The sequence below is a fragment of the uncultured Brachybacterium sp. genome, assembly GCF_947500705.1.
GTDB lineage: Bacteria > Actinomycetota > Actinomycetes > Actinomycetales > Dermabacteraceae > Brachybacterium.
The window spans coordinates 491,007-512,426 of the sequence record NZ_CANMSY010000001.1; the positions used below are offsets into that span (position 1 = coordinate 491,007).

Below are 21,420 nucleotides of genomic sequence, written 5' to 3' on the forward strand. Positions count from 1 at the left end.
GACGGCGTTCCCTCCACATATCCCATCACCTGTGGATTCGCCGATAGCGGACCGGGTGTCAGCCCGACCGATAGATTGGACCCATGACCGAGACCGACGCACCCGACGAGCCTGCGGCAGCCCCCTCGCTGACGCTGCCGCCCACCACCGTCCTCGACCCGGCCACCGCGCCGGGTCTGCGCTGGGGTGTGATCTCTCCGGGGCATATCGCCGGCCAGTTCACGGCCACCGCGCACCGTGCCACCGCCTCCCGGGTGGTCTCCGTCGTCTCCCGCTCCGCGCAGCGCGCCGAGGAGTTCGCGCAGGAGCACGGCATCGAGCGGGCCTTCGACTCCGTGGAGGAGATGCTCGCCGCGGGCGGCCTGGATGCGGTCTACATCGCCTCCCCCCATGCCCAGCACCATGCGCTGACCCGGCCGGTGCTCGACGCCGGGATCCCGGTGCTGGTCGAGAAGGCCTTCACCCTGAACGTGGGCCAGGCCCACGATCTGCTGGACCTCGCCCGCGAGCGCGGCGTGTTCGCGATGGAGGCGATGTGGGCGCGCTTCCTGCCGCAGTATGACGTGCTCCGCCAGGTGATCGCTTCCGGCCTGCTGGGGGAGATCGTCGAGGTCACCGCGGATCACGGCCAGTCCTTCCCCGCCGATCCCGCGCATCGCATGTTCGCCCCTGAGCTCGGTGGCGGAGCGCTGCTGGATCTCGGCGTGTACCCGGTCTCCATCGCGCAGATGGTGCTCGGCGACCTCTCCGACCTCGCCGTGCGCGGACACCTCTCCGAGGAGACCGCGGTCGACGCCTATGTCGCGCTCCTCGCCCAGGGCCGGCGCAGCGGCCGCGCCCGCCTGTCCGCGACGCTGCTGTCCCGCACCCCGACCGAGGCTGTGGTCAGCGGCACCGCGGGGTCGGCCCGGTTGTCCGGCCCGTTCTTCGCCCCCGGCACCCTGACCGTGTCCCTCCACGACGGGCGCACCGCGACCTTCGAGCATCCCGGCGCGCGCGGAGACGGCATGGCGTACGAGATCGCCGAGGCGGCCCGCCGCATCACCGCCGGCGAGCTCGAGTCCCCGCTGATGAGCTGGGGGGACACCCTCAGCGTGATGTCCACGATGGACGCGATGAGGGCGGAGCTCGGCGTGGTCTACCCCGGCGAGGTGACCGCATGAGCATCCTGGAATCGGCGCGCGGACTGCGCATCCCCTCACCGCACCCGCCGCGGCGCGGGGTGTTCATCTCCTTCGAAGGCGGTGACGGCGCCGGGAAGTCCACCCAGATGCAGATGCTGCGGGACCACCTGGTCACCGAGCGCTCGGTCGCCGAAGACCTCATCCTCACCACCCGGGAGCCGGGCGGCACCCCGCTCGGCGAGAGCATCCGTGAGCTGCTGCTGCACGGCGAGCACGTCGAGCCCCGGGCGGAAGCGCTGCTCTACGCCGCGGACCGCGCCCACCACATCTCCACCGTGGTGCGCCCGCATCTGGCGCGCGGTGGGCTGGTGCTCAGCGACCGCTATCTCGACTCCTCGGTCGCCTATCAGGGTGCCGGGCGGGATCTGGATGCCGAGGAGATCACCTCGCTCTCGCTCTGGGCGGTGGACGGCCTCCTCCCCCACCGCACGATCCTGCTGGATGTGCCGACCCAGACCCTTGACGAGCGCCGTGACTCGACCACCCTGGACCGGCTCGAGGTGGCGGGTCTGGCCTTCCATGAATCGGTGCGTCGGGAGTTCCTCGATCTCGCCGCTGCGGATCCGGACCGGTACGCGGTGATCGACGGGAACCTCCCCCGCGACGAGGTCCATGCGCGCGTGCTCACGGCCGTCGCCGAGGTGCTGAGCCTGTTCGATCCCACCTTCGAGCCGGCCCCACCCACCCGGCACCGGGACGAGCAGTGACCGCGACCCGGCTCGGCACCCCCGGGGCGGATGGTCCTGGTGCAGCGGGCGCCGATTCTGGGGGCACCGGTGCCGTCGGCGGCAGGAGCTCTTCCGTCCCGGCCGATGGGGTGTGGGCCGATGTGGTGGGGCAGGAGGCCGCCGTCTCCCAGTTCCGCCGCGCCGCCTCCCCCGAGGGGTCCCTCGCGCAGGCCTGGCTGGTGACCGGACCTCCGGGCTCGGGTCGTTCCACCGCCGCGCGGGCCTTCGCCGCCACCCTGCAGTGCGAGCAGGCCAGCGGCTGCGGCCGATGCCGCGCCTGCCGCACCACCCTCGCCGGCACCCATCCGGACGTCACCGTGGTCGCGACCGACAAGCTCTCGATCGCGAAGGAGGAGGTGCGCGCGCTGGTGATGACCGCCCAGCGCTCCCCGGCCACCGGTCGCCACAGGGTGGTGATCGTGGAGGATGCCGATCGCATGACCGCCGGCACCTTCAACGTGCTGCTGAAGTCCATCGAGGAACCCCCGCCGTCGACCGTGTGGATGCTGTGCGCGCCCTCCGCCGAGGATCTCGCCCCCACCATCCGTTCCCGCTGCCGCCTGGTGACGCTCTCGGTGCCGTCCTCGGCCGTGGTCGCCGAGCTGCTGCAACGCCGCGACGGCGTCGATGAGGACCTCGCGGTGCGTGCCGCGCGCGCCGCCCAGGGGCACATCGGGCTGGCGCTGCGCTATGCCACGCAGCAGGGCGCGCTGGCCGCCCGCGAGGAATCCGCGCGCACCCTGCTCTCCCTGCGCGGGGCCGGGCAGGCGGTGCTCGCCGCCCAGGCGCTGGTGGACCGCGCCACCGCCGAGGCGAAGGAGCATGCGGACCTCGTCGCCGTCGAAGAGAAGCAGCGCTTCCTGCGCTCGGCCGGAATCGAGGACGGCAAGGTGCCGCCGTCGCTGCGCTCGCAGGTCCGGCAGCTCGAGGAGGATGCCAAGCGTCGACAGACCCGTCTGGTCCGCGACGTGCTCGATCGATATCTGCTCGATGCCCACTCCGTGCTCCGCGATGTGCTGAGCCGTCAGCTGGGCACAGGCTCCGAGCTGGTCAACATCGATGTGGCTCCCGAGATCGAGCGGACTGCCGCTCAGGTCTCCGGGCAGATCACGCTGGGCCTGCTCGAGGCGGTGCAGGGGGCGCGCGAACGCATCAGCGGGAACGTACCGCCGCTGCTCGCGATCGAGGCCCTCCTGGCCCGGATCGCCGTCTCCCTGCGCTGACCGTTCTGCGCTGACCGTCCCGGCTGACCCGGCGACCACCCGGGCCCCGCCCGATCCGCCCGTGTCCCCCCGGCCACCGCCCACATCTCTCGGTGACCGCCCGCAATCCGGTGGCCGCCCACATTCTCCGGTGGCCGAACAGGCAAGAGCGCTCCCGTTCCACGAAAGGAACAGAAGCGCTCATGACTGGCGAGGAAGAGCCGGGGCCCTGGTCAGTCTTCGGGCGAGTCCGCCTCGGGGATCTCGTCATTCAGCGACTCGAACGCGAGCTGCCCGGTCGCGGAGGCGTCGTCAGCGGGTTCCTCACCGGTCCCCGGCAGCTCCCCCGCGGACGAGGGCTGCTCTGCGAGCCTCGGCTCGCCGGTGGGGGCCGGGTCCTCGGAAGAACCCGCCTCGTCGGTCTCCGGCATCTCGCCGACCCCGGCGGACTCGTCGGCCTCAGTGGCCTCAGGCACCTCACCGGCCGTGGCGGCAGTGACGAGTGTGACGTCATCGCGAGCCTCGAGTGCGACGTCGTCGCGGGCCGGAGTGGTCGCCACGGGACGACCCTCCGTCGCGACGTCTGCCGCAGCGGCCCGATCAGCCGGTGCGTCGCGCTGGAAGTCGACGTCGAGCTCGTCGACGATCACCCCGCTGCTGCGGGGGATCTCCCGGTCCTCTTCCTGCTGGCCGGTCTCGGAATGCGCGCCGCAGCCGAAGTTGAGGTGCACGACCCGGCCATCTGCCGGGGACCACTCGTTGGTGCAGACGCCGAACTCGCCGCGGAGCGAGCCGGAGAGCTTCGAGAGGAAGCCGCAGCTGGTGCAGTTGGCCGAGACGGTGCCGCGCCGGCCACGACCGGAGGTCTCGCGCGGGCCGAAGTCTCCTTCGAGCCAGCGCTCGGCGGCGTCGCTGCGACCCTCCGCGGAGAGCACCCGGGCACGGCCCAGGCCGAGCTCCCACTGCGCGACGCGATCGGCGTCCTCGTCCCCGGTGGCCTCATAGCCCTGTTCGAGCCGCTCGTCGTCATCGCGGTACGGAAGCAGGTCGTCCGCACCCACATCGGAGGGCTTCAGCCGCTCGGACCAGGGCTCCCAGTCCGGTGCCAGGATCGAATCCTCCCCGGGCAGGAGCGCGGTCTCAGCGACGGTCGCGACCTTGGCGCGGGAGGCTCGGGTCAGCACGGCCACCCAGGACCAGCCGCGGTAACCAGGCATGGTGCACTCGAAGACGTGCGTGACCAGCCGCTCCCCGCTCGCCTCGACCCGCAGGTGCTCACCGACCTGGCCCGGCTCGGTGACCTCGAGCAGCGCCTCCCTGGCGAGCTCGATGGCAGCGGACGCGATCGTGTCCAGCTTCGGCCGCGCGGTGCGGGCGCGGCGGGGGGCGGTGGTCGGTGACGTCATGTCTCAAGCCTCGAAGTTGTCGGCAACGGCACGGAGGACGGTGGCGATCTTCTGGGAGTGCCCCCGATCGGGGTAGCGGCCCTGACGCAGCCCGTTGGAGGCGTCGTCGAGCAACCGGATCAGGTCCTCGACCATCCCCGCCATGTCCTCGGGCTTCTGGCGCCGGGCTCGGCTGACCGACGGAGCCGGTTCGAGCAGCTGCAGGGAGAGCACCTGCGGACCTCGCCGACCATCGACCATGTCGAAGTCGACCCGGGCACCGGGCCGGAGGGCGCTGACCCCTTCGGGCAGGTTCGAGGCGTGCACGTACACGCTCTGACCATCCTCGTCATCGAGGATGAAGCCGAACCCCTTCTCGGCGTCGTAGAACTTCACCTTGCCGCGTGGCACGTGGATCCCATTCCTTGTCTGCTGCTCATCGGTCTGCCGGTACTGGTGTCCGGGGCGTGCGGAGCGTCCGTGCCGGCCGCTCCTGCTGCACCCCGAGGGGTTGCCGGAGACCGTCCGGCAACACTCGAGTCTATCGCGCCCGGACCCGCGGTTGGCGAGCGGATTCTCGCGAGGTGACGACGGCCACCGAACCGGGGGTCAGCGCCGCCTCTCCGGGGGGATCTCTCGGGTCGGAGCGGTCGCGGGCACCGGGTCGAGTCCGAGCCCGGTGAGCACCTTCTCCAGGATCATCGCGGTGAACCCCCAGACGAAAGCATCGCCGGGGAGATCGAAGGCCGGCCCCACCCTCTGCCCGCCCAGCAGTCCGCGGAGCCGGTGCGCCGGATCGGTCAGCGACCCCGGGCCGGTCAGCGGCGCCCAGACCAGTCGCTCGACCTCGATCGGATCCTGCACGCCCAGCGTCGGCACCGACCGCGACCAGCTCAGCACCGGGGTGACGCGCTGGATCCGCCAGGGCATCGGGATCGGGGCGAAGGCGCCGAGCACGTGCGCGTCGACGGGATCCAGCCCGGTCTCCTCCTGTGCCTCCCGCAGCGCGGTGTGGACGTCATCGCGGTCCCCCGGATCACGTCCGCCGCCGGGGAGGGAGAACTGTCCGGGCTGCGAGCGCAGTGCATGCCCGCGCTCCTCGAGCACCACTCGAGCATCGTCGAGCCCGGTGCCGGCGATGTGGATCAGCACGGCGCTGCGGCGCACGGCCCGCCCGCGGACGTCCGGGTCCCGCGGGTCCGGGTCGCGGGTGACCAGCACGTCGCCCGCCGCGGCACGCGCCGCGAGCGGAGCGAGGAACTCGGCATCGCCCGGAAGGCGGAGGGTGGGCCGGGGCGTGGCGCTCATGCGACCCCCACCCGGGGACAGAGCTCGAGGAGGGCGCAGTCCCCGCAGCGGGGTGCCCGTGCGGTGCAGACCCGGCGGCCGTGGAGGATCAGGCGAAGTCCGAGACGGGTCAGGTTGCCGGCGTCGTCATGCTCGCCGACGCCATCGGCCTCGAGGTGGGCCACGAGGTCCTTCTCGACCCCGCGCGGGTCGTTGTGCGTCGACCATCCCAGGCGCCGGGCGAGCCGGCCCACATGAGTGTCGACGGCCAGGAGCGAGTGGCCGAACCAGGCACCTCGTACCACGTGGGCGGTCTTGCGACCCACTCCGGGCAGCTGCTCGAGCGCGGCCTGGCCGTCGGGGACCTCGCCGTCATGCCGCTCAAGAAGCCCCCGGCCCAGGCCGATCAGGCGACGCGCCCGTGTCGCACCCATTCCGAGCGGACGCACCACCTCGGTGAGCGCGGCCTCGTCAGCTCCGGCGAGCGCCTTCGCATCGGGCCAGCGTGTGAACAGCTCCGGGGTCACCTCGTTGACGCGGACGTCGGTGGTCTGTGCCGAGAGCACCGTCGCGACCAGCAGTTCCAGTGCGTTCCGGTGGTCGAGCTCGGTGCGGGCCTCGGGATAGAGCTCCTCGAGGGCGGCCGCGACCCGCGCCCCGTCAGCCACGGCAGCAGCGGCTGCGGCACCTTCTCCGTCGTCCGTGTGAAGAACCGGCCTCGACATCTGAACAGCACCTCCTCGGGCGGGTGGCGGGCCTCTGCGCCGCGAGCACGATAGTGTTTGACCATCATGTGACAGTCGCCACCGGTCTTCGTGGCGTCCGCCACAGGCGTCTCACAGCACGGTCCCGGAAATCGGGGCCCCACACTCAGGAGGTTCCGTGGACGAGAACATCGTACGGTCATCACCGTTGTTCGCTGCGCTCGACGAGGACGGCAAGCAGGCCGTGCTGGCGTCGATGAAGCAGGAGGACTACCACCGCAGCGCCATCATCTTCCGTGAGGGAGATCCGGGCGACCGTCTGTTCATCATCGGCTCGGGCAAGGTGAAGGTCGGCCACGCCTCGGGCGATGGCCGCGAGAACCTGCTCGCCGTGCTCGGCCCGGGCGAGACGCTCGGCGAGCTGTCCCTCTTCGACCCGGCGCCGCGCAACGCGACTGCCACCGTGGTCGCCGAGTCGACCCTCTTCTCGCTCTCGCAGCAGGACCTCTACCGGGTCCTCGCCCAGCGTCCGGACGTCGCCCGCCACCTGCTCGCCTCGCTGGCACGTCGCCTGCGCAAGACCAACGAGTCGCTCGCCGACCTGGTCTTCGCAGACGTCCCCGGCCGCGTCGCCAAGAACGTCCTCGACCTCGCCCAGCGCTTCGGTCGCCAGACGGACGACGGCGTGATGGTCGCCCACGGCCTCACCCAGGAGGAGCTCGCCCAGCTGGTCGGCGCCTCCCGCGAGACGGTCAACAAGGCCCTTGCGGACTTCGCCTCTCGCGGCTGGATCCGCCTCGAGGCCCGCGCGGTCCTGATCGCCGACGTCGAGCGACTGCGCCGCCGCGCCCGCTGAGGCCCGCCTGCTGAGCGTCCCGCGCTGAGGCGCGACACGCGCATCGAGACCACCGATTCCTTCCCGATATGGAAGGGATCGGTGGTCTCGGCGTTCCGGGCCCGTGTGTCACGGCGCGGCCCACGTGGCAGGGCGCGGCCCTCGGGTCGGGGCGCAGCCCGCGAGGCACGGCGCGGCCCGCGGGTCGGGGCGCGGCCCGCGTGTCGGGGTGCTCAGTGCCCTTCGGCGAGGTGGTCGAGCGCGGCGCGGAGGTTCCAGCGGGCCGCGTCCTGCAGCTGCGTGGGAAGCTCCGCGCCGTAGACCACCCGCAGCAGCCGGTCCATGGTCAGCACGCCCGCGGTCCGAGCCCGGCGCACCTGTTCGATGCGCTCACGACGGTGGGCGATCGCCTGCTCCAGCGCCTCGAGCACGTCCAGCGGCGAGTCGTAGGAGGGGCCATGACCGGGGTGGATCGAGCCGATCCGCCCGTCCATCGTCATCGCGCGCAGGATCGCGAGCGACTGGAGATAGTCGGTGAGCGACCCTCCGTCCTCCGGGATGATCACCGTCGAGGAGCCGCCCAGCAGGGTGTCGCCGCTGAGCAGCCGACCGCCATCGACCAGCACGCCGACGGAGTCGGAGGTGTGGCCGGGCAGGTGGATCACGTGCCCCACGGTCCCCTGATCGCTCTCGAGGGTGGAGGGCAGCGGGCGCGAGCCGGGCACCGCGGACTGATCGGCGGCCCACAGCGGCACCTCGCGTCCGCTGCGCGCGGCCAGCTGCCGGGCCAGGGTGGCGGCGCCGGCGGTGTGGTCCTGATGCCGATGGGTCACCAGCACGCCCTGGGGGCGCGCGCCCCCGCAGCTCAGCAGGAGCTCGGCGAGGTGCTCGGGATCCTTGGGCCCGGGATCGACGATCCAGACCTGATCCCCGTCGCGCACCAGGTGGCTGTTGGTGCCGGTGAGAGTCATCGGCCCCGGGTTGTCGGCCCGGATGGTGATCAGCTCGACCGCGGGGGCCGAGGGGTCCCGCTGCGGGTCGTGCTCGCTCATGGCGCGGTGCTCACGCGCCCGGACGAGCCGGACCGTCGAGCTCCACCAGCAGGTCGAGCTCGACCGGTGCGTCCATCGGGAGCACCGCGACGCCGACGGCGGCGCGGGCATGCTGGCCGGCCTCTCCGAAGACCTCGCCGAGCAGGGTGCTCGCCCCGTTGATCACAGCGGGCTGGGCGGTGAAGGACGGGTCCGAGGCGACATAGCCGGTCAGCTTGACCACGCGCACCACCCGGTCCAGGTCCTCCACGAGCGCCTCGATCGCCGCCAGGGCGTTGAGGCAGCAGGTGGCGGCGAGCTCGGAGGCCTGCTCCACAGTGACCTCGGCGCCGACCTTGCCGGTCAGCGGCAGGGCTCCGTCGACGAAGGGCAGCTGCCCGGAGGTGTGCACGTGGTGACCGCTCGCCACGGCCGGCACATAGGCGGCGACCGGTGCGGCGACCGATGGCAGCGAGAGCCCGAGCTCATCGAGCCGGGCGCGGATGCGGGCGCTGCGGCCCGAGGCGACCATCACCGGTTCAGCCCTCGCCCAGCGGACGCTTGAGGTAGGCGACCAGGTTCTCCGGGTTCGGACCGGGCACGACCTGGACCAGCTCCCACCCCTCCTCGCCGTAGTTGTCGAGGATCTGCTTGGTCGCGTGGATCAGCAGCGGGACGGTCAGGTACTCCCAGCGGGTGTAAGTGCTCATGGCGCGAGCCTACCGGTGACGGCGCCGTGGCGAGGAGAGTCCTCGGTCCCGCAGGGGGTCCGGGGGACGCGGCAGCACCTGGCGGCCGGCAGCACCCGGAGATCGGCAGCGCCCGGTGACGCTGCCGCAGCTCCCGCCGCTCCCGCAGCCACCGCAGCTCCCTCAGCTGCCGACGGCCTGCCGTTCGGCCCGGCGCAGCGCCTCCGACCAGTCGCGCACATCGGGATGGCGGCGCAGCATGCGCCGACGCTCCCGTTCCGTCATCCCGCCCCACACCCCGAAGTCGACACGATTGTCCAGAGCGTCGGCCAGACACTCGGTGCGCACCGGGCACGCGCCACAGGCGGTCTTGACCGCATGCTGCTCGGCACCCTGCACGAAGAACCCGTCCGGATCCATGCTCACGCAGGCACCTCGCGTCGCCCAACTTGAGTCTTCCGTGATCGGCGTTGCCGCAATAGTCATCCTCGTCCCCTTCCCAGGTCCCGAATCGACGTTGATCCGTACATGTGCCCAACTGTATGGAGACCGCCGCCACATGGCAAAACCTGGACTGCTCCGCACCTCCAGATCCAGGTCGTGATATAGGAGCTGAGGCCGCTCCCGCCGCATGGAGCTCACCACCCCCACGGCTGTCCCGCCGCCCTCCTGCAAGATCTCGGGAGTGCATCAGGTTCGTGAAGATCCCGCAGGCGTGGCATGCCTCATGGCCCCCGACCCGGGCCGCCCCGTACTGTGTGACCATGCCCCGCACCACGCCTGCGTCCGCGTCCGGACGCTCACTTCCCGTTGCTCTGCTGCAGACCGTCTACCTGCTGCTGGGGATGCTCGCCGTCTCCGCGCTGGCCGGCGTGCTGCTGGCCGCCTTCTTCCTGCCGGCGGTCTCCGCCGGTTCGGCCGTCGCCAAGGACGGGGTGGATCTGTTCGAGTCTTACCCGGCCGAGCTCGAGGTCGCACCGCTGAACGAGGCCAGCCGCATCGAAGCGGCCGACGGGTCGCTGCTGGCCACCTTCTACACCGAGAACCGCATCATGGTGCCGCTTGAGGAGATCTCGCCGCACATGCAGCATGCGGTGGTCGCCGTCGAGGACCGCCGCTTCTTCGAGCACGGCGGCGTGGATCCCAAGGGCATGTTCCGCGCCTTCGCCTCGAACGCGGCCGGCGGCGCCACCCAGGGCGGCTCGACCCTCACCCAGCAGTACGTGAAGAACGCGCTGCTGATGGACGCGGTCCAGCGGGGTGACCAGGAGGACATCGAATCCGCCACTGCCACGACCTACGGCCGCAAGCTTCGTGAGGCGAAGCTCGCGCTGTCGCTCGAGAAGGAGTGGTCCAAGGAGCAGATCCTCAACGCGTACCTGAACGTGGCGCAGTTCGGGCCCTCCCAGTACGGGGTCGAGACCGGCTCCCGGCACTACTTCTCGAAGAATGCGAAGGACCTCAACCCGGGCGAGGCCGCCCTGCTGGCAGGCATCACCAACGGTCCCAACCAGTACGACCCTGTCGCCCACCCCGAAGCCGGCGAGAAGCGTCGCAACGAGGTGCTGGGCGACATGCGCCGCGAGGGGTACATCACCGAGGCGGAGTACGAGCAGTACACCGCCCAGCCGGTCGCCGAGATGCTGAAGATCCAGAACGTGCGGGCAGGCTGCGCCGACGCGGGCACCAGCGGCTTCTTCTGCGACTACGTGACCCGGTCGCTGCTGAACGACCCGACCTTCGCCCCCACCTACGAGGAGCGGCGCAAGCTGCTCTACGGCGGCGGGCTCACGATCCGCACCACTCTGGATCCGAGCACCCAGGCGGCGGCCACCGAGATCCTGCAGCGCAAGGTCCCCGCCGACGCCCAGCACGGCTTCGGCCACTCGATCGTGACCGTCGAGCCGGGCACCGGGAAGATCCTCACGATGGCGGAGAACCGCTCCTTCAACCCCTATCAGGAAGTGGGGCCGGGAGAGACCGCGATCAACTACAACGTCCCGCAGGCGCTCGGCGGCGGCAGCGGCTTCCCCGTCGGCTCGACCTTCAAGCCCTTCGTGCTGCAGGAGTGGCTCGAGAGCGACCGGTCGATCTACGACAAGGTCAGCACCGTCCGTGAGCCGATCACCTACGCCCCCGCGAAATGCCTCAATGGGGGGGCCTGGCGCGAGAGCAAGGGCTGGAACCCCGATAACGCGGTCTCGGTGAGGATCGCGCCGATGGAGACGGTCCTGAACTCGACCAAGTTCTCGATCAACACCAGCTACACGGACATGGCCGGCCAGCTGGATCTGTGCAACATCGCGAACACCGCACGCAACATCGGGGCGGTCCCGGCGACCTTCAACCCGTATGACGCCACCACCTGGGAGATGCCGATCGAGGACATGTACGGCACCGAGCTGGCCCCGGCGGTGCTGGTCCTCGGCGAGCTGCGGATCTCCGCCCTGGACATGGCCAGCGCCTACGCGACCTACGCCTCGGGCGGCACCTACTGCAGGCCGCAGTCGATCACCGAGGTCACCGACCGCAACGGCGATCCGATGGAGATCTCCGGCGCCGAATGCCACCAGGCGGTCGAGAAGGAGGTCGCCGACGCGATGGCATGGACCCTCCAGCAGGACCTCGAGGACCCGAAGGCCACCGGCAAGGGCAAGATCATCGAGGGACATCCCGCCGGCGGCAAGACCGGCACCTCGGGCGACCAGTTCCACACCTGGTACGTCGGCTTCACCCGCCAGATGTCCACGGCGGTCTGGTTCGGCCATCCTCAGGCGAACATCCGTCCCGGCGGCTTCGACGTTGACGGCCAGATGCTCCGCAGCGGCAGCGTCTGGGGCAACACCGTCTCCCTGCCCACCTGGCAGGAGTACATGGACCGGGTGCACCAGGGGCTGCCCAGCGAGCCGTTCCCGGCCGCACCGAAGCCCCCCGCCGCGCCCACTGCCGACGTGGTCCAGGAGGGCGTGGTGCCCGATGTCTCGGGCATGGTGCTCAGCCAGGCGCAGGCCACGATGGAGTCCGCGGGCTACACGGTCGAGGTGCGCAACGAACCCAGCTCCGACGTCGGCCAGTGGTATGTGATCGGGAGCGATCCCGCCGCCGGCACGAAGCTGCCGGAGAACGAGACCGTCGTCATCCGCCAGTCCTCCGGTGAGGGCTGAGATGCGGCTGCCTCCCGCCGCCGGCTGGACCGTCGGAGCGCTCGGGGCGCTGGGCCTGGGCGCCGGCGCAGCGGCGCATATCTGGGCTCGTCACATCGAGATCCACCGGTACACGCTGCGCGAGATCGAGCTGCGGATCCTCCCCCCTGGCACCCGCACCATCAGGGTGCTGCACATCAGCGACATCCACCTGCTGCCCGAGCAGAAGCACAAGCTGGAATTCCTCGAGCACCTGGGGATGCTGCGGCCGCACCTGGTGATCGACACCGGGGACAACATCGCCTCCGCGGCCGCGGTGCCCGCGCTGGCCGAGGCGCTCGAGCCGCTGCTGCGACGGCCCGGGGCCTTCGTGATGGGCTCCAACGACATGTTCGAGCCCAGCCCGAAGAATCCCGCGCGGTACCTGCTGCCGGATCCGCGCCCCGAGGGCATGACCGCGCCCAAGGAGCTGACGCTGCCCACCGGGGAGCTGGCGCGGAGGCTCTCCGAGCACGGGTGGAAGGACCTCACCAACAGCCGTGCGAGCATCGAGCTCGGTGGGCTCGAGATCCGTCTGGTGGGGGTCGATGACCCGCACCTCGAGCGCGATGAGATGCCAGCTCCGGCCGCTGTGCCCCCGCCCGCGCACGGCAACGTGCTCCGCCTGGGCGTCGCGCACGCTCCCTACCGCAGGGTGCTGGACTCCTTCGTGGCCGACGGTGCCGACCTGATCCTGGCCGGGCACACCCACGGCGGGCAGCTGCGGCTGCCGGGCATCGGGGCGCTCGTGACCAACTGCGATCTTCCGCGTCAGCAGGCGCGCGGCCTGTCCACGTGGCAGGGCGTACCGCTGCACGTGAGCGCCGGCATGGGCGCGAGCCCCTATTCGGACTACCGGTTCCTGACGCCCCCGGAGGCGACCTTGCTCACGTTGCGTGCCCCGAAGCCCGCTTCGGGGAAGTGAGCACGCTCGGGGCCTGCTAAAGTTTCTCCTCGGTGCTCCACTTCGGTGCAGCACCTCCGGGGTGTGGCGCAGCTTGGTAGCGCGCCTCGTTCGGGACGAGGAGGTCGCAGGTTCAAATCCTGTCACCCCGACCGGAGAGAAGGGCCGTGAGATCGGAAGATCTCCCGGCCCTTCTCGTCGTCACCGCCCGGGGTCATCTCGAGCATTGCCATCTGTCATCTCGAGCATTGTCATCTCGAGCATTCCCGCGATGGTCTCCCCTTCACGCACTTGCATTCCTAAACGGACATTCCTGACAAACCAATGTGGCGCTGACCAGCCGTCTCACACCCGGATCGCTCCCGAAATCATGAGTCGGCGCGCCCCCTTCGATGAATAACAGTCGTGTAACTACCACAGGGAAACATCCATTCCCGGCGGGAACACGGGGCAATTTTATGGTTTTTAGCAAAATCTTGGCAAAAACGTTGATGATGGCAGGCAAACTCCCCCGTGGGGCAGGCATGACCTGCACATACAGTGGCGGGCGGTGCCGCCCTGGTCGGGTGGCGCTCACCGGGCTGCCGCCTTCCCGTCACCGGCCCGGTCGCTTCCTCCACTTCCCTGGGTGACGGGTGCAGGCCTCGCGCGCGCGCCGTCCACGTCGCCGCACAGACCCTCTGCAGGGCGACGGAGAAAGTGATCGCCTGCGATGTTCCGCACAGTTCCACGAGGCACGCACCGGGCCGCCGGCCGTGCCGTGATCGACTACCGAGGCCTCGCAGCCCCGGTGGGTCGGGGCGTCGGAGGTGCTGCCATGATCGGCGCCGTCTCCGCCACCGCCGCACTCGCCGGTGGAGCCTCGGCCACCGCCCAGGCACCTGCCGCTCCTGCTTTCGGGACCCTGCGCGGTGCCGTCCCGAGCATCGCCCCCGCCTCCCAGTCCCAGTACACCTCGGTGAAGCTGCGCCTCGGTGCCCGCGGGTCGGCGGTGAGCTACCTCCAGCAACAGCTGAACTCCCACGGTGCCTCGATCACGGTCGACGGTGTCTTCGGCGCCGCCACCCTGCGTGCCGTCAAGAGCCAGCAGTCCGGTGCCGGGATCGGTGTGGACGGGGTCGTCGGCTCTTTGACCTGGAGCTCCTTGACCGGTGCTGCGGCCGCCGCGCCGTCGACGCCGGCCACCGGCAGCTCGCAGCCCAAGCTCCGCTCCGGTGACCGCGGCGCGTCCGTGACCACCCTGCAGAACCAGCTCCGCTCCGCCGGCGCGTCCATCAAGGCCGACGGGGTCTTCGGATCCGCCACCAGCTCGGCGGTGCGCTCGCTGCAGTCCGCCGCCGGGATCGGCGTGGACGGCGTGGTCGGGCCGAAGACCTGGGGCGCGCTGGACAGCAATGTCCGCATCTCCGACAACGCCGGCAGCCGCGACGAGGACCGCGGTCCCGCGAGCGGCACCTCGATCAACGGCCAGGCCGTGATCAATGCGGCCCGGGCCCAGATCGGGACCCGGTACACGTGGGGCGGCTCCTCGCCGGCCAGCGGCTTCGACTGCTCAGGGCTGGTGTACCACGCCTACAACCAGGCCGGGGTGAACCTGCCGCGCAAGACCGCGAAGGGCTACACCTTCGGCGGCCGGATCATCTCCCAGTCCCAGGCGAAGCCCGGCGACCTCGTCGCCTTCACCGGCAATGACTACGGCCACATGGGCATCTATGTGGGCAACGGGAAGATCATCGACGCCTCCGGCTCACGCCAGCAGGTCGTCGAGCGCTCCATCTGGAACGCACCGCACGTGTTCGTCACCTACCGCTGAGCGTCCGCTCGGTCGGCAGCAGACGGATATAAGGCCACGCCGGCCTGCTCGACGCGAGAGCGTCCACGGGAAGGAGCAGGGCGACGTGAGGGGCCCGGTCGGCATCGCCGACCGGGCCCCTGCGCATCTGCGGGGTGGCTCCGTGAGCCAGGTCTCCGTGGCAAACTGGTGCAGATCACGATCGCCGTCGTCGTTCCAGGAGAACCCATGCCCGACCCCATCGCCCTCGTCCCCCTGCCCCAGTCCGTCGTGTGGTCCGAGGGCGTGTGGACGACGAACGATCCCTGGGAGGGGCTGTCCGTCGGCCTGAACGACTCCCTGCCGCCCACGGAGTACGCGCTGTCGATCTCCCCGGCCGGCGCCTCGCTCAGCGCCGGCAGCGAAGCCGCGCTGGCCGACGGCCGCAACACCTTCGCGCAGATCGTGACGGGCGCGGGCGGAGAGATCCCCTGCGTGACGATCTCCGATCGCCCGAGGTTCGCCTGGCGGGGCCTCCACCTCGACGTGGCCCGCCATTTCCTCCCGGTGGAGGAGATCGAGACGTTCATCGACGCGATGGCGCTGCACCGCCTGAACGTGCTGCACCTCCACCTCACCGACGACCAGGGATGGCGCGTCGAGATCAAGGGCTACCCTCGCCTCACCGAGGTCGGGAGCTGGCGGGAGCAGACCCTGATCGGATCGATGGAGACCCCCGAGGAGACCTGGACCTTCGACGGCACCCGTCACGGCGGCCATTACACCCAGGACGAGCTGACGGGCCTGGTCGACTACGCACGACGTCGCGGCATCATGATCGTCCCCGAGGTGGATCTGCCGGGGCACATGCAGGCCGCGATCGCCGCCTATCCCGAGCTCGGGAACTTCCCCGAGCAGCAGGTCGGGGTGCGCGAGGTGTGGGGCATCTCCGATCACGTGCTCGGGGTCTCCGACACCGTCTTCGACTTCCTGCGGGATGTGCTGACCCAGGTCGCCGCGCTCTTCCCCGCCCCCTACGTGCACATCGGCGGCGATGAGTGCCCGCGAGTGGAGTGGGAGCGCTCCCCGGCCGCCCGCGCCCGGCTCAACGAATGGGGCCTGACCCGGTTCTCCGAGATCCAGGGCCGCTTCACCCAGTTCGCCTCCGAGGTGCTGCGCGAGCAGGGCAAGCGGGTGATCGCCTGGGATGAGGTGCTCGAGACCCACCTGCCCGACGACACCATCATCATGAACTGGCGCGACGGTGCCGGAGTCAGGACCTCGGTGGACCGCGGATTCCAGACCATCATCGCCACCCACGATCAGACCTACCTGAACTACTACCAGGCTGATCCGAAGGACGAGCCCGTGGCGCAGGGCCGCCCGAACACGCTCAAGGACGTCTACACCGCGCAGCTCGAGCCGGCCAAGCTCCCGGACGAGAAGCGCGCGCTGCTGCTCGGCATCCAGGCCCAGCTCTGGTCCGAGTACCTGCCCGATGCCGAGAGCTTCCAGTACATGGCCTTCCCGCGCCTGTGCGCCCTCGCCGAGCGCGCCTGGGGCTCCCCGGAGCAGAGCTGGGAGGAGTTCGAGGACCGGCTGCGTGCGCATCTGCCCCGTCTGGACGCCTTCGGCATCCGCTACCGCCCTCTGGACTGAGATGAGTTCCTCCCACCACGACGCCCACCCGTACGGACGGTCCGCCGATGACGTCCGTCGCCGGGACCAGCGCCTCCGCCGCACCCGGAGGATCCGCGCGACCCAGCTGACGATCTTCTCGATCCTCGCCGTGGTGCTGATCGGGATCGGGGTCTATGCCGTCGGCGAGCTGCGGGAACCGGTCGCGGAGCCGGGGGTGATCGCTCCGAAGTCCTTCGGTCCGGATCCCATCGCCCTCACCTGTCCCGAGCCCGGAGCCGTTCCGCTGCCGCCGGCCGAGGTCACCGTGACCGTGCTGAACGGGACCACCCGCGGTGGGCTGGCCGGAGAGGTCTCGGAAGATCTCGCCGCGCGCGGCTTCACGCTCGAGGAGGCCGGCAACACGCGCAAGGCGAGCGGCCCCGCCACGATCGTCCACGGCCCGGAGGGATACCTCGCGGCGCAGTCACTGCGGGTCCAGGTCCAGGGATCCCAGCTGCGTCTGGACGACGCCCGTGAAGGCACCGCGGTGGATCTGCTGATCGGAGACGGCTTCACCGGTCTCGAGGACGAGTCCGTGGCCGCGACAGCGCTCGAGCAGCCGGTGGAGATGCCCGAGGGCTGCTGAGCGGCGAGCTCGCACGCCGCCCGCCCGGGGCTCAGCCCGCCCAGTGGCTCAGCCCTCCTAGTGGCTCAGCCCTCCCAGGGATTCAGTCCTCCCAGGCGCGGCGGTCGGCCTCCATGCGCAGACCGATCCACAGGCTGACCCCACCCCCGAAGATCAGCAGCATCACGACGGTGCCGAACACGGCCGCAGTGCTCGGGGAGGACGGCATCAGGCCGATCAGCAGACTGTTGATTCCGCTGACCTCCGACCCTGCCGCCGCCGCCGCGGTGAGATCCGGATCCACGTCGACCACCAGATTCGCCCGCACCGGGATCCCGGCGCTGTCGACCACGTGGTAGGTGATCACCGTGGTGCGGCCGGTGAACCCCTCCTCGGGCGCGAAGGTCACCGCACCATTGCCCGCGACGGTGTACTCGCCCTCGCCCGGGACCAGCAGGCGCGTGCCGCGCCCGTCCTCGAGCTGAGAGAGGTTCGTGGCGGCCAGCGAGCTGATCCGGACCGACTCCGGCACCAGGGGCTGCGCGCTGCTGCCCGCGGTGTCGTTGCCCAGCACATCGACGGTGATCGGAGCCTGCGGAGCGGTGCGCGCCTCGTCATCTCGCAGAGTCGCGATGACCGGGGAGAAGACCGCGGCGAGGGTGGCGCCGACGGGGTTGTCGGCGTAGACGCCGCGGGCGGTGACATCCACCGGAGTCGCCGCCCCGGTGAAACCCTCCTCGGGAGTCATCAGCACGGTGCCCGCGGCGAGGTCGATCTGCCAGGTCCCCTGACCGGGGAGGGTGAGGGTGGTGCCGTCTGCCGAGAGCTGGGCCTGCTCGGGGGCCAGCGCGGGGTCGAACCGGAGGGAGTCGGAGCGGACGTCCCGGATCCCGCTGCCGAGATCGAACCTGATCGGCTCTCCCGGCACCCCGGCCTCGGAGCGCGACATCAGGATCGGATAGGCGGTGCTGAGCAGGGCGGTCGCGGCGGTGGCGCCTTCGCCGTCACCGCCGGTGATCCCCATCGGCGCGGTCGCGCGCACCTCCGCGCTCTCCGGTGAGAAGCGCACCGTGGCGGCGTTGCGGTCCAGCACCCAGGTGCCCTCCCCCGGCACCACCACCTGCGTACCATCCGCCGAGGCTCCGTACGATGTGGGGTCCCCGAGCGGTTGCAGGCGCAGGGTCTCCGGGTCCACGAACTGCTGCCCCTCGCCCACCACGAACAGGATGTCCTCGCCGTAGGGGGCGGACCAGTCCAGGTCGGAGATGATCGGCACGGTGAGCGTCACCTGCCCCGCCCGGTCCGCCGCCCCTTCCTCATCTTCGACGACGAACCTGATGGGATCGAGCTGACGGCCGAGGCCGATCCCGGCGGGGGTATGGGTCAGCGCGTCGCCGTCGGCCGAGAGCTGCCAGACGCCCTGGTCGGGCACGGTGGCCCGGCTGCCGTCGGACAGCACCGTGGATCCGGCAGGGAGTTCGGCCAGCTCGAGCCGCACCGATCCGTCGGCCGGGACGGACCCTTCGATATCGATCCGGATCGGCACCCCCGCCGAGCCGTGCGCCTCGACCTCCTCGAGCGCGAGCGCCTCCGGGGTGAGCACCACCGGGAGCGAGCGGCTGCCGTGGAGGCCGCCGATGGTCAGCGCGATCGGGGTGGTCGGGGCGTCGACCCCGGTCTGCGGTTGGAACACCAGGTCCTCACCGAGCAGGGACCAGGTCCCCTCCCCCGCGATCACGATGCTCCGGGAGTCCTCCCCCAGGGACATCTGGGCGCGCATCCCCTCATCGGCCTCCTGATGCACGGCCAGGCGCGCCGAACCGAGGGAGACCTCGGACTCGAGACCATCCTCGATCAGCGCGACCAACGGGATCCGAGTCGCCGCACCGGGGACCATGTCCAGCGTGGTGGTCTCCGCCGGGAAGGGGAACGGACCGTCCTCCCCCAGCGCTGCTGCCGGCAGCGCCGTCGACAGTGCGAGCATCCCGGCGGCGCACAGCGCGGAGACGCGCGCGACCAGGATTCCCGGATGCGCGCGGGAGGGGCGACGCGACGACGGCTCAGGCACCGGCCCAGGGTAACAACGCCCGCCGGGAACCCGGCGATCCCGCGCAGATCCCGCGCGGCCGCGGGCCCGCGACCGTAGAGTGAGCGCATGGATGAGACGCACCCCACAGCCTCCCCTGCATCGGATGCCGAGGCATCCCCGGTCGGCTCGGGAGCCGGCGCGCAGACTGCCGACTCCCCCCTGCCCGACGCCTCTCCACCGCTGGATGCGTCGCCCCTGCTCGACGCGTCGCCCCCGCTCGACGTCTCCGCGCTGCCTCCGCTGGAGGAGGTGCTCGAGCAGCTCACCGAGCAGCTGGCGGCATGGATGCCCTCCCAGCGCTGGTACGCGCACAAGGGTGCCGGTGTCCCCCAGGTCACGATCCGTGGCTGGGCGCCGCTGCGCGTGGCGCCGGACCATGTGGTGGTGCTGACCGCGGTCGCGGTCTCCCTGCCCCGCGACGCCGAGGCCCTCTATCAGGTCCCGCTGGTGCTGCGCCGGCCCGGGGCGCCGACCGGGGCACAGGAGGAGGGATCCGAGGTGGGGGTGCTCGCGGTGCCCGGCGGGCCGCTGCGGGTGGATGACGCCGCCCGGGATGCCGACGGTCGCGCGGCGATCATTGCGACCCTGGTCTCCGGCGAGGGTGCGCTCGGGCCCTCGCTGAGCCTCGCCTCCCATCGCACCGCCCCCGACGCACCGCTCCCTCTGGGCCGCGCGATGCGCAGCCGGGTGCTCTCCGGCGAGCAGTCCAACACCTCGCTGATCGTCGAGACGGAGGGCGCCTCGCCACTGATCCTCAAGCTGTTCAGGGTCCTCCAGGACGGGCAGAACCCCGACGTGGTGCTGCAGGGCGCGCTGACCGCTGCGGGCAGCCGACGGGTGCCGGCGATGGTGGGCTCCGCGACGGTGGCGGTGGCGGGGATCCGCACCCACTCCCTGTTCGCCCAGGAGTTCCTGCCCGGGGTGGAGGATGCCTGGCGGGTGGCGCTGCGCCTGGCGGCCGCGGGAGAGGACTTCCGGGAGGCCGCCCGCCAGCTGGGCGCCACCGTGGCAGAGGTGCACCGCGATCTCGCCGACTCGCTCGGCACCGCTGCCGCCGACGCGGGCCGGGTCCAGCAGACCATCGAGCAGATGCGGACGCGGCTGTCCTCTATCGCCGCCGAGGTCCCCCAGGTGGCCGTCCACCAGGAACGGATCGAGAACCTGCTGGCCGCCGCCGCCGAGGTGCCGTGGCCCGCGCTGCAGCGCATCCACGGAGACCTCCACCTGGGCCAGGTGCTGCTCGTGCCCGACCGCGGCTGGGTGCTGGTGGATTTCGAGGGCGAACCGCTGCGTCCGCTGGCCCAGCGCAGCCTTCCCGATTCCCCGCTGCGGGATGTGGCAGGAATGCTGCGCAGCTTCGACTACGTGACGGGCGCGGTGCGTGCCGAGTCCGGGACGGATGCCTCAGCATGGGCGGCCGCCGCCCGCACCGCCTATCTCGAGGGCTATGCGCAGGCCGCGGGCTGGGCCGACGCGGATCCCGCCTCGGGGGTGCTGCTGGCAGCTTTCGAAGCGGACAAAGCCGTCTACGAGGCGCTGTACGAGGCCCGGAACCGACCCGACTGGCTGCCGATCCCACTGGCGGCGCTCGAGCGGATCAGCGCACCAGGCGCGGAGGCGGGGTCAGCGGGCTGAGTGCCGAGGCCGGGCTGGTGGTGGCCATCGGAGACAGGGAGCCGGGCAGGAAGGGTGCGCTGATCGCCCGCACGGCGACCCGCACCCCGACGATCACCTCGAGCACGTCCCCGGTCGCGCCGATCCAGGTGCGTCCGGTGATCCCGGAGCCCTGCTGCTCGGAGCGGCGGATCATGCCGCGGGATACGGCGATCGCGTCGGCGGCGTCCAGCAGCACGGTGGTGGCATCGAGGGAGTCCTCCGGCAGGCCCGAGCTGGCCAGCAGAGCGCTGACGTGGCAGAGGGTCTGCAGCCCATGCCAGGAGTCCCCGGAGGAGCGGTCGCGCTGGGGGCGGTGATCCCCGAAGGCGATCAGGCCCGGCTGCTGCTCGAGCACTGCCGTGGTGATCACGCTGAGCAGCTCGCGGATCCGTCCGTGGGTCTCATCCTGGCCGGGAATCGAGTCGGAGGGGTGCGCCGGGAGTGCTGACATCAACGCCCCCTTCCCTGTCGTACCGCCTCGGCGACGACATGCCGCTGCACCGCTGGACTGGAACGGTTGGCGATCAG

At 71.1% G+C, this 21,420-nt stretch carries 20 protein-coding genes and 1 tRNA gene; 11 read left to right on the forward strand and 10 right to left on the reverse strand.

Going from position 1 to position 21,420, the window contains the following annotated elements; all coding sequences use genetic code 11:
- The first annotated feature begins 83 nt into the window (after window positions 1-83).
- From Q0937_RS02295 to Q0937_RS02305, 3 genes are all read left to right on the forward strand, one after another.
- Complete coding sequence (locus Q0937_RS02295; RefSeq protein ID WP_299299303.1) at window positions 84-1,163, forward strand: Gfo/Idh/MocA family protein; 1,080 nt, start codon at window positions 84-86, stop codon at window positions 1,161-1,163.
- Window positions 1,160-1,891 carry a dTMP kinase gene (gene tmk, locus Q0937_RS02300; RefSeq protein WP_299299305.1) on the forward strand — a complete coding sequence of 244 codons (732 nt, stop codon included), beginning with the start codon at window positions 1,160-1,162 and terminating at the stop codon, window positions 1,889-1,891. The genes Q0937_RS02295 and tmk overlap by 4 nt, the downstream gene beginning before the upstream one ends.
- Before the next feature lie 110 nt (window positions 1,892-2,001).
- Window positions 2,002-3,135, forward strand: coding sequence for a DNA polymerase III subunit delta' (locus Q0937_RS02305; protein WP_299299642.1), 1,134 nt, complete (start codon window positions 2,002-2,004; stop codon window positions 3,133-3,135).
- Window positions 3,136-3,347: 212 nt separating this feature from the next.
- Here Q0937_RS02305 and Q0937_RS02310 read toward each other — a convergent pair whose 3' ends face one another.
- The 4 genes from Q0937_RS02310 to nth all read right to left on the reverse strand — a co-directional run bounded on the left by Q0937_RS02310 (window position 3,348) and on the right by nth (window position 6,511).
- Window positions 3,348-4,520, reverse strand: coding sequence for a DUF3027 domain-containing protein (locus Q0937_RS02310; protein ID WP_299299307.1), 1,173 nt, complete (start codon window positions 4,518-4,520; stop codon window positions 3,348-3,350).
- Window positions 4,521-4,523: 3 nt separating this feature from the next.
- Complete coding sequence (locus Q0937_RS02315; protein WP_299299309.1) at window positions 4,524-4,910, reverse strand: cold-shock protein; 387 nt, start codon at window positions 4,908-4,910, stop codon at window positions 4,524-4,526.
- 198 nt (window positions 4,911-5,108) lie between these two features.
- Window positions 5,109-5,807, reverse strand: coding sequence for a CoA pyrophosphatase (locus Q0937_RS02320; protein ID WP_299299311.1), 699 nt, complete (start codon window positions 5,805-5,807; stop codon window positions 5,109-5,111).
- The gene (gene nth, locus Q0937_RS02325; protein WP_299299313.1) at window positions 5,804-6,511 is read right to left on the reverse strand and encodes an endonuclease III; all 708 of its coding nucleotides are present in this window, start codon (window positions 6,509-6,511) and stop codon (window positions 5,804-5,806) included. Before nth ends, Q0937_RS02320 begins: the two co-directional genes overlap by 4 nt.
- 157 nt (window positions 6,512-6,668) lie before the next feature.
- Here nth and Q0937_RS02330 point away from each other — a divergent pair, with 157 nt between their 5' ends.
- Entirely contained in the window at window positions 6,669-7,346 is a 678-nt protein-coding gene (locus tag Q0937_RS02330) for a Crp/Fnr family transcriptional regulator (RefSeq protein WP_299299315.1), read from the forward strand.
- 212 nt (window positions 7,347-7,558) lie between these two features.
- Here the strand turns inward: Q0937_RS02330 and Q0937_RS02335 are convergent, their stop codons facing one another.
- From Q0937_RS02335 to Q0937_RS02350, 4 genes are all read right to left on the reverse strand, one after another.
- Window positions 7,559-8,377, reverse strand: a complete 819-nt coding sequence (locus tag Q0937_RS02335) for an MBL fold metallo-hydrolase (RefSeq protein WP_299299317.1) — start codon at window positions 8,375-8,377, stop codon at window positions 7,559-7,561.
- A gap of 10 nt (window positions 8,378-8,387) precedes the next feature.
- Entirely contained in the window at window positions 8,388-8,888 is a 501-nt protein-coding gene (locus tag Q0937_RS02340; RefSeq protein ID WP_299299644.1) for a RidA family protein, read from the reverse strand.
- Window positions 8,889-8,895: 7 nt separating this feature from the next.
- On the reverse strand, window positions 8,896-9,066 hold the full coding sequence (locus tag Q0937_RS02345; protein ID WP_262424549.1) for a DUF4177 domain-containing protein: 171 nt from the start codon (window positions 9,064-9,066) through the stop codon (window positions 8,896-8,898).
- A gap of 162 nt (window positions 9,067-9,228) precedes the next feature.
- Window positions 9,229-9,531 (reverse strand): WhiB family transcriptional regulator, encoded by a 303-nt coding sequence (locus Q0937_RS02350; RefSeq protein WP_299299321.1) that lies wholly within the window; start codon window positions 9,529-9,531, stop codon window positions 9,229-9,231.
- Window positions 9,532-9,809: 278 nt separating this feature from the next.
- Here Q0937_RS02350 and Q0937_RS02355 point away from each other — a divergent pair, with 278 nt between their 5' ends.
- The 6 genes from Q0937_RS02355 (at window position 9,810) to Q0937_RS02380 (ending at window position 17,168) form a co-directional block, all read left to right on the forward strand.
- Window positions 9,810-12,209, forward strand: coding sequence for a penicillin-binding protein (locus Q0937_RS02355; protein WP_299299323.1), 2,400 nt, complete (start codon window positions 9,810-9,812; stop codon window positions 12,207-12,209).
- A 1-nt stretch (window position 12,210) separates the two neighbouring features.
- The gene (locus Q0937_RS02360) at window positions 12,211-13,152 is read left to right on the forward strand and encodes a metallophosphoesterase (RefSeq protein WP_299299325.1); all 942 of its coding nucleotides are present in this window, start codon (window positions 12,211-12,213) and stop codon (window positions 13,150-13,152) included.
- Window positions 13,153-13,209: 57 nt separating this feature from the next.
- Window positions 13,210-13,283, forward strand: a tRNA-Pro gene (locus Q0937_RS02365).
- 665 nt (window positions 13,284-13,948) lie between these two features.
- Entirely contained in the window at window positions 13,949-14,944 is a 996-nt protein-coding gene (locus Q0937_RS02370) for a peptidoglycan-binding protein (protein WP_299299327.1), read from the forward strand.
- Between the two features lie 207 nt (window positions 14,945-15,151).
- Complete coding sequence (locus Q0937_RS02375) at window positions 15,152-16,561, forward strand: beta-N-acetylhexosaminidase (RefSeq protein WP_299299329.1); 1,410 nt, start codon at window positions 15,152-15,154, stop codon at window positions 16,559-16,561.
- Window position 16,562: 1 nt separating this feature from the next.
- Window positions 16,563-17,168, forward strand: coding sequence for a LytR C-terminal domain-containing protein (locus Q0937_RS02380; protein ID WP_299299331.1), 606 nt, complete (start codon window positions 16,563-16,565; stop codon window positions 17,166-17,168).
- 82 nt (window positions 17,169-17,250) lie between these two features.
- Here the strand turns inward: Q0937_RS02380 and Q0937_RS02385 are convergent, their stop codons facing one another.
- Window positions 17,251-19,215, reverse strand: coding sequence for an Ig-like domain-containing protein (locus tag Q0937_RS02385; protein WP_299299333.1), 1,965 nt, complete (start codon window positions 19,213-19,215; stop codon window positions 17,251-17,253).
- 87 nt (window positions 19,216-19,302) lie between these two features.
- On the opposite strand from Q0937_RS02385, the gene Q0937_RS02390 reads away from it, so the two are divergent.
- The gene (locus tag Q0937_RS02390; RefSeq protein ID WP_299299335.1) at window positions 19,303-20,871 is read left to right on the forward strand and encodes a maltokinase N-terminal cap-like domain-containing protein; all 1,569 of its coding nucleotides are present in this window, start codon (window positions 19,303-19,305) and stop codon (window positions 20,869-20,871) included.
- On the opposite strand, the gene Q0937_RS02395 is transcribed toward Q0937_RS02390, so the two are convergent.
- Window positions 20,834-21,343, reverse strand: coding sequence for a hypothetical protein (locus Q0937_RS02395; protein WP_299299337.1), 510 nt, complete (start codon window positions 21,341-21,343; stop codon window positions 20,834-20,836). The two genes, Q0937_RS02390 and Q0937_RS02395, sit on opposite strands and share 38 nt — an antisense overlap.
- Window positions 21,344-21,420 lie beyond the last annotated feature (77 nt).

What these genes read in the sequence shown, in the direction of transcription:
- Q0937_RS02360 (WP_299299325.1), top strand. Translation starts at nt 12,211, where the DNA reads ATGCGGCTGCCTCCCGCCGCCGGCTGGACCGTCGGAGCGCTCGGGGCG.
- nth (WP_299299313.1), bottom strand. Translation starts at nt 6,511, where the DNA reads ATGTCGAGGCCGGTTCTTCACACGGACGACGGAGAAGGTGCCGCAGCC.
- Q0937_RS02395 (WP_299299337.1), bottom strand. Translation starts at nt 21,343, where the DNA reads ATGTCAGCACTCCCGGCGCACCCCTCCGACTCGATTCCCGGCCAGGAT.
- Q0937_RS02370 (WP_299299327.1), top strand. Translation starts at nt 13,949, where the DNA reads ATGATCGGCGCCGTCTCCGCCACCGCCGCACTCGCCGGTGGAGCCTCG.
- Q0937_RS02335 (WP_299299317.1), bottom strand. Translation starts at nt 8,377, where the DNA reads ATGAGCGAGCACGACCCGCAGCGGGACCCCTCGGCCCCCGCGGTCGAG.
- Q0937_RS02320 (WP_299299311.1), bottom strand. Translation starts at nt 5,807, where the DNA reads ATGAGCGCCACGCCCCGGCCCACCCTCCGCCTTCCGGGCGATGCCGAG.
- Q0937_RS02345 (WP_262424549.1), bottom strand. Translation starts at nt 9,066, where the DNA reads ATGAGCACTTACACCCGCTGGGAGTACCTGACCGTCCCGCTGCTGATC.
- tmk (WP_299299305.1), top strand. Translation starts at nt 1,160, where the DNA reads ATGAGCATCCTGGAATCGGCGCGCGGACTGCGCATCCCCTCACCGCAC.
- Q0937_RS02390 (WP_299299335.1), top strand. Translation starts at nt 19,303, where the DNA reads ATGGATGAGACGCACCCCACAGCCTCCCCTGCATCGGATGCCGAGGCA.
- Q0937_RS02350 (WP_299299321.1), bottom strand. Translation starts at nt 9,531, where the DNA reads ATGACTATTGCGGCAACGCCGATCACGGAAGACTCAAGTTGGGCGACG.
- Q0937_RS02380 (WP_299299331.1), top strand. Translation starts at nt 16,563, where the DNA reads ATGAGTTCCTCCCACCACGACGCCCACCCGTACGGACGGTCCGCCGAT.
- Q0937_RS02295 (WP_299299303.1), top strand. Translation starts at nt 84, where the DNA reads ATGACCGAGACCGACGCACCCGACGAGCCTGCGGCAGCCCCCTCGCTG.
- Q0937_RS02355 (WP_299299323.1), top strand. Translation starts at nt 9,810, where the DNA reads ATGCCCCGCACCACGCCTGCGTCCGCGTCCGGACGCTCACTTCCCGTT.
- Q0937_RS02340 (WP_299299644.1), bottom strand. Translation starts at nt 8,888, where the DNA reads ATGGTCGCCTCGGGCCGCAGCGCCCGCATCCGCGCCCGGCTCGATGAG.
- Q0937_RS02310 (WP_299299307.1), bottom strand. Translation starts at nt 4,520, where the DNA reads ATGACGTCACCGACCACCGCCCCCCGCCGCGCCCGCACCGCGCGGCCG.
- Q0937_RS02375 (WP_299299329.1), top strand. Translation starts at nt 15,152, where the DNA reads ATGCCCGACCCCATCGCCCTCGTCCCCCTGCCCCAGTCCGTCGTGTGG.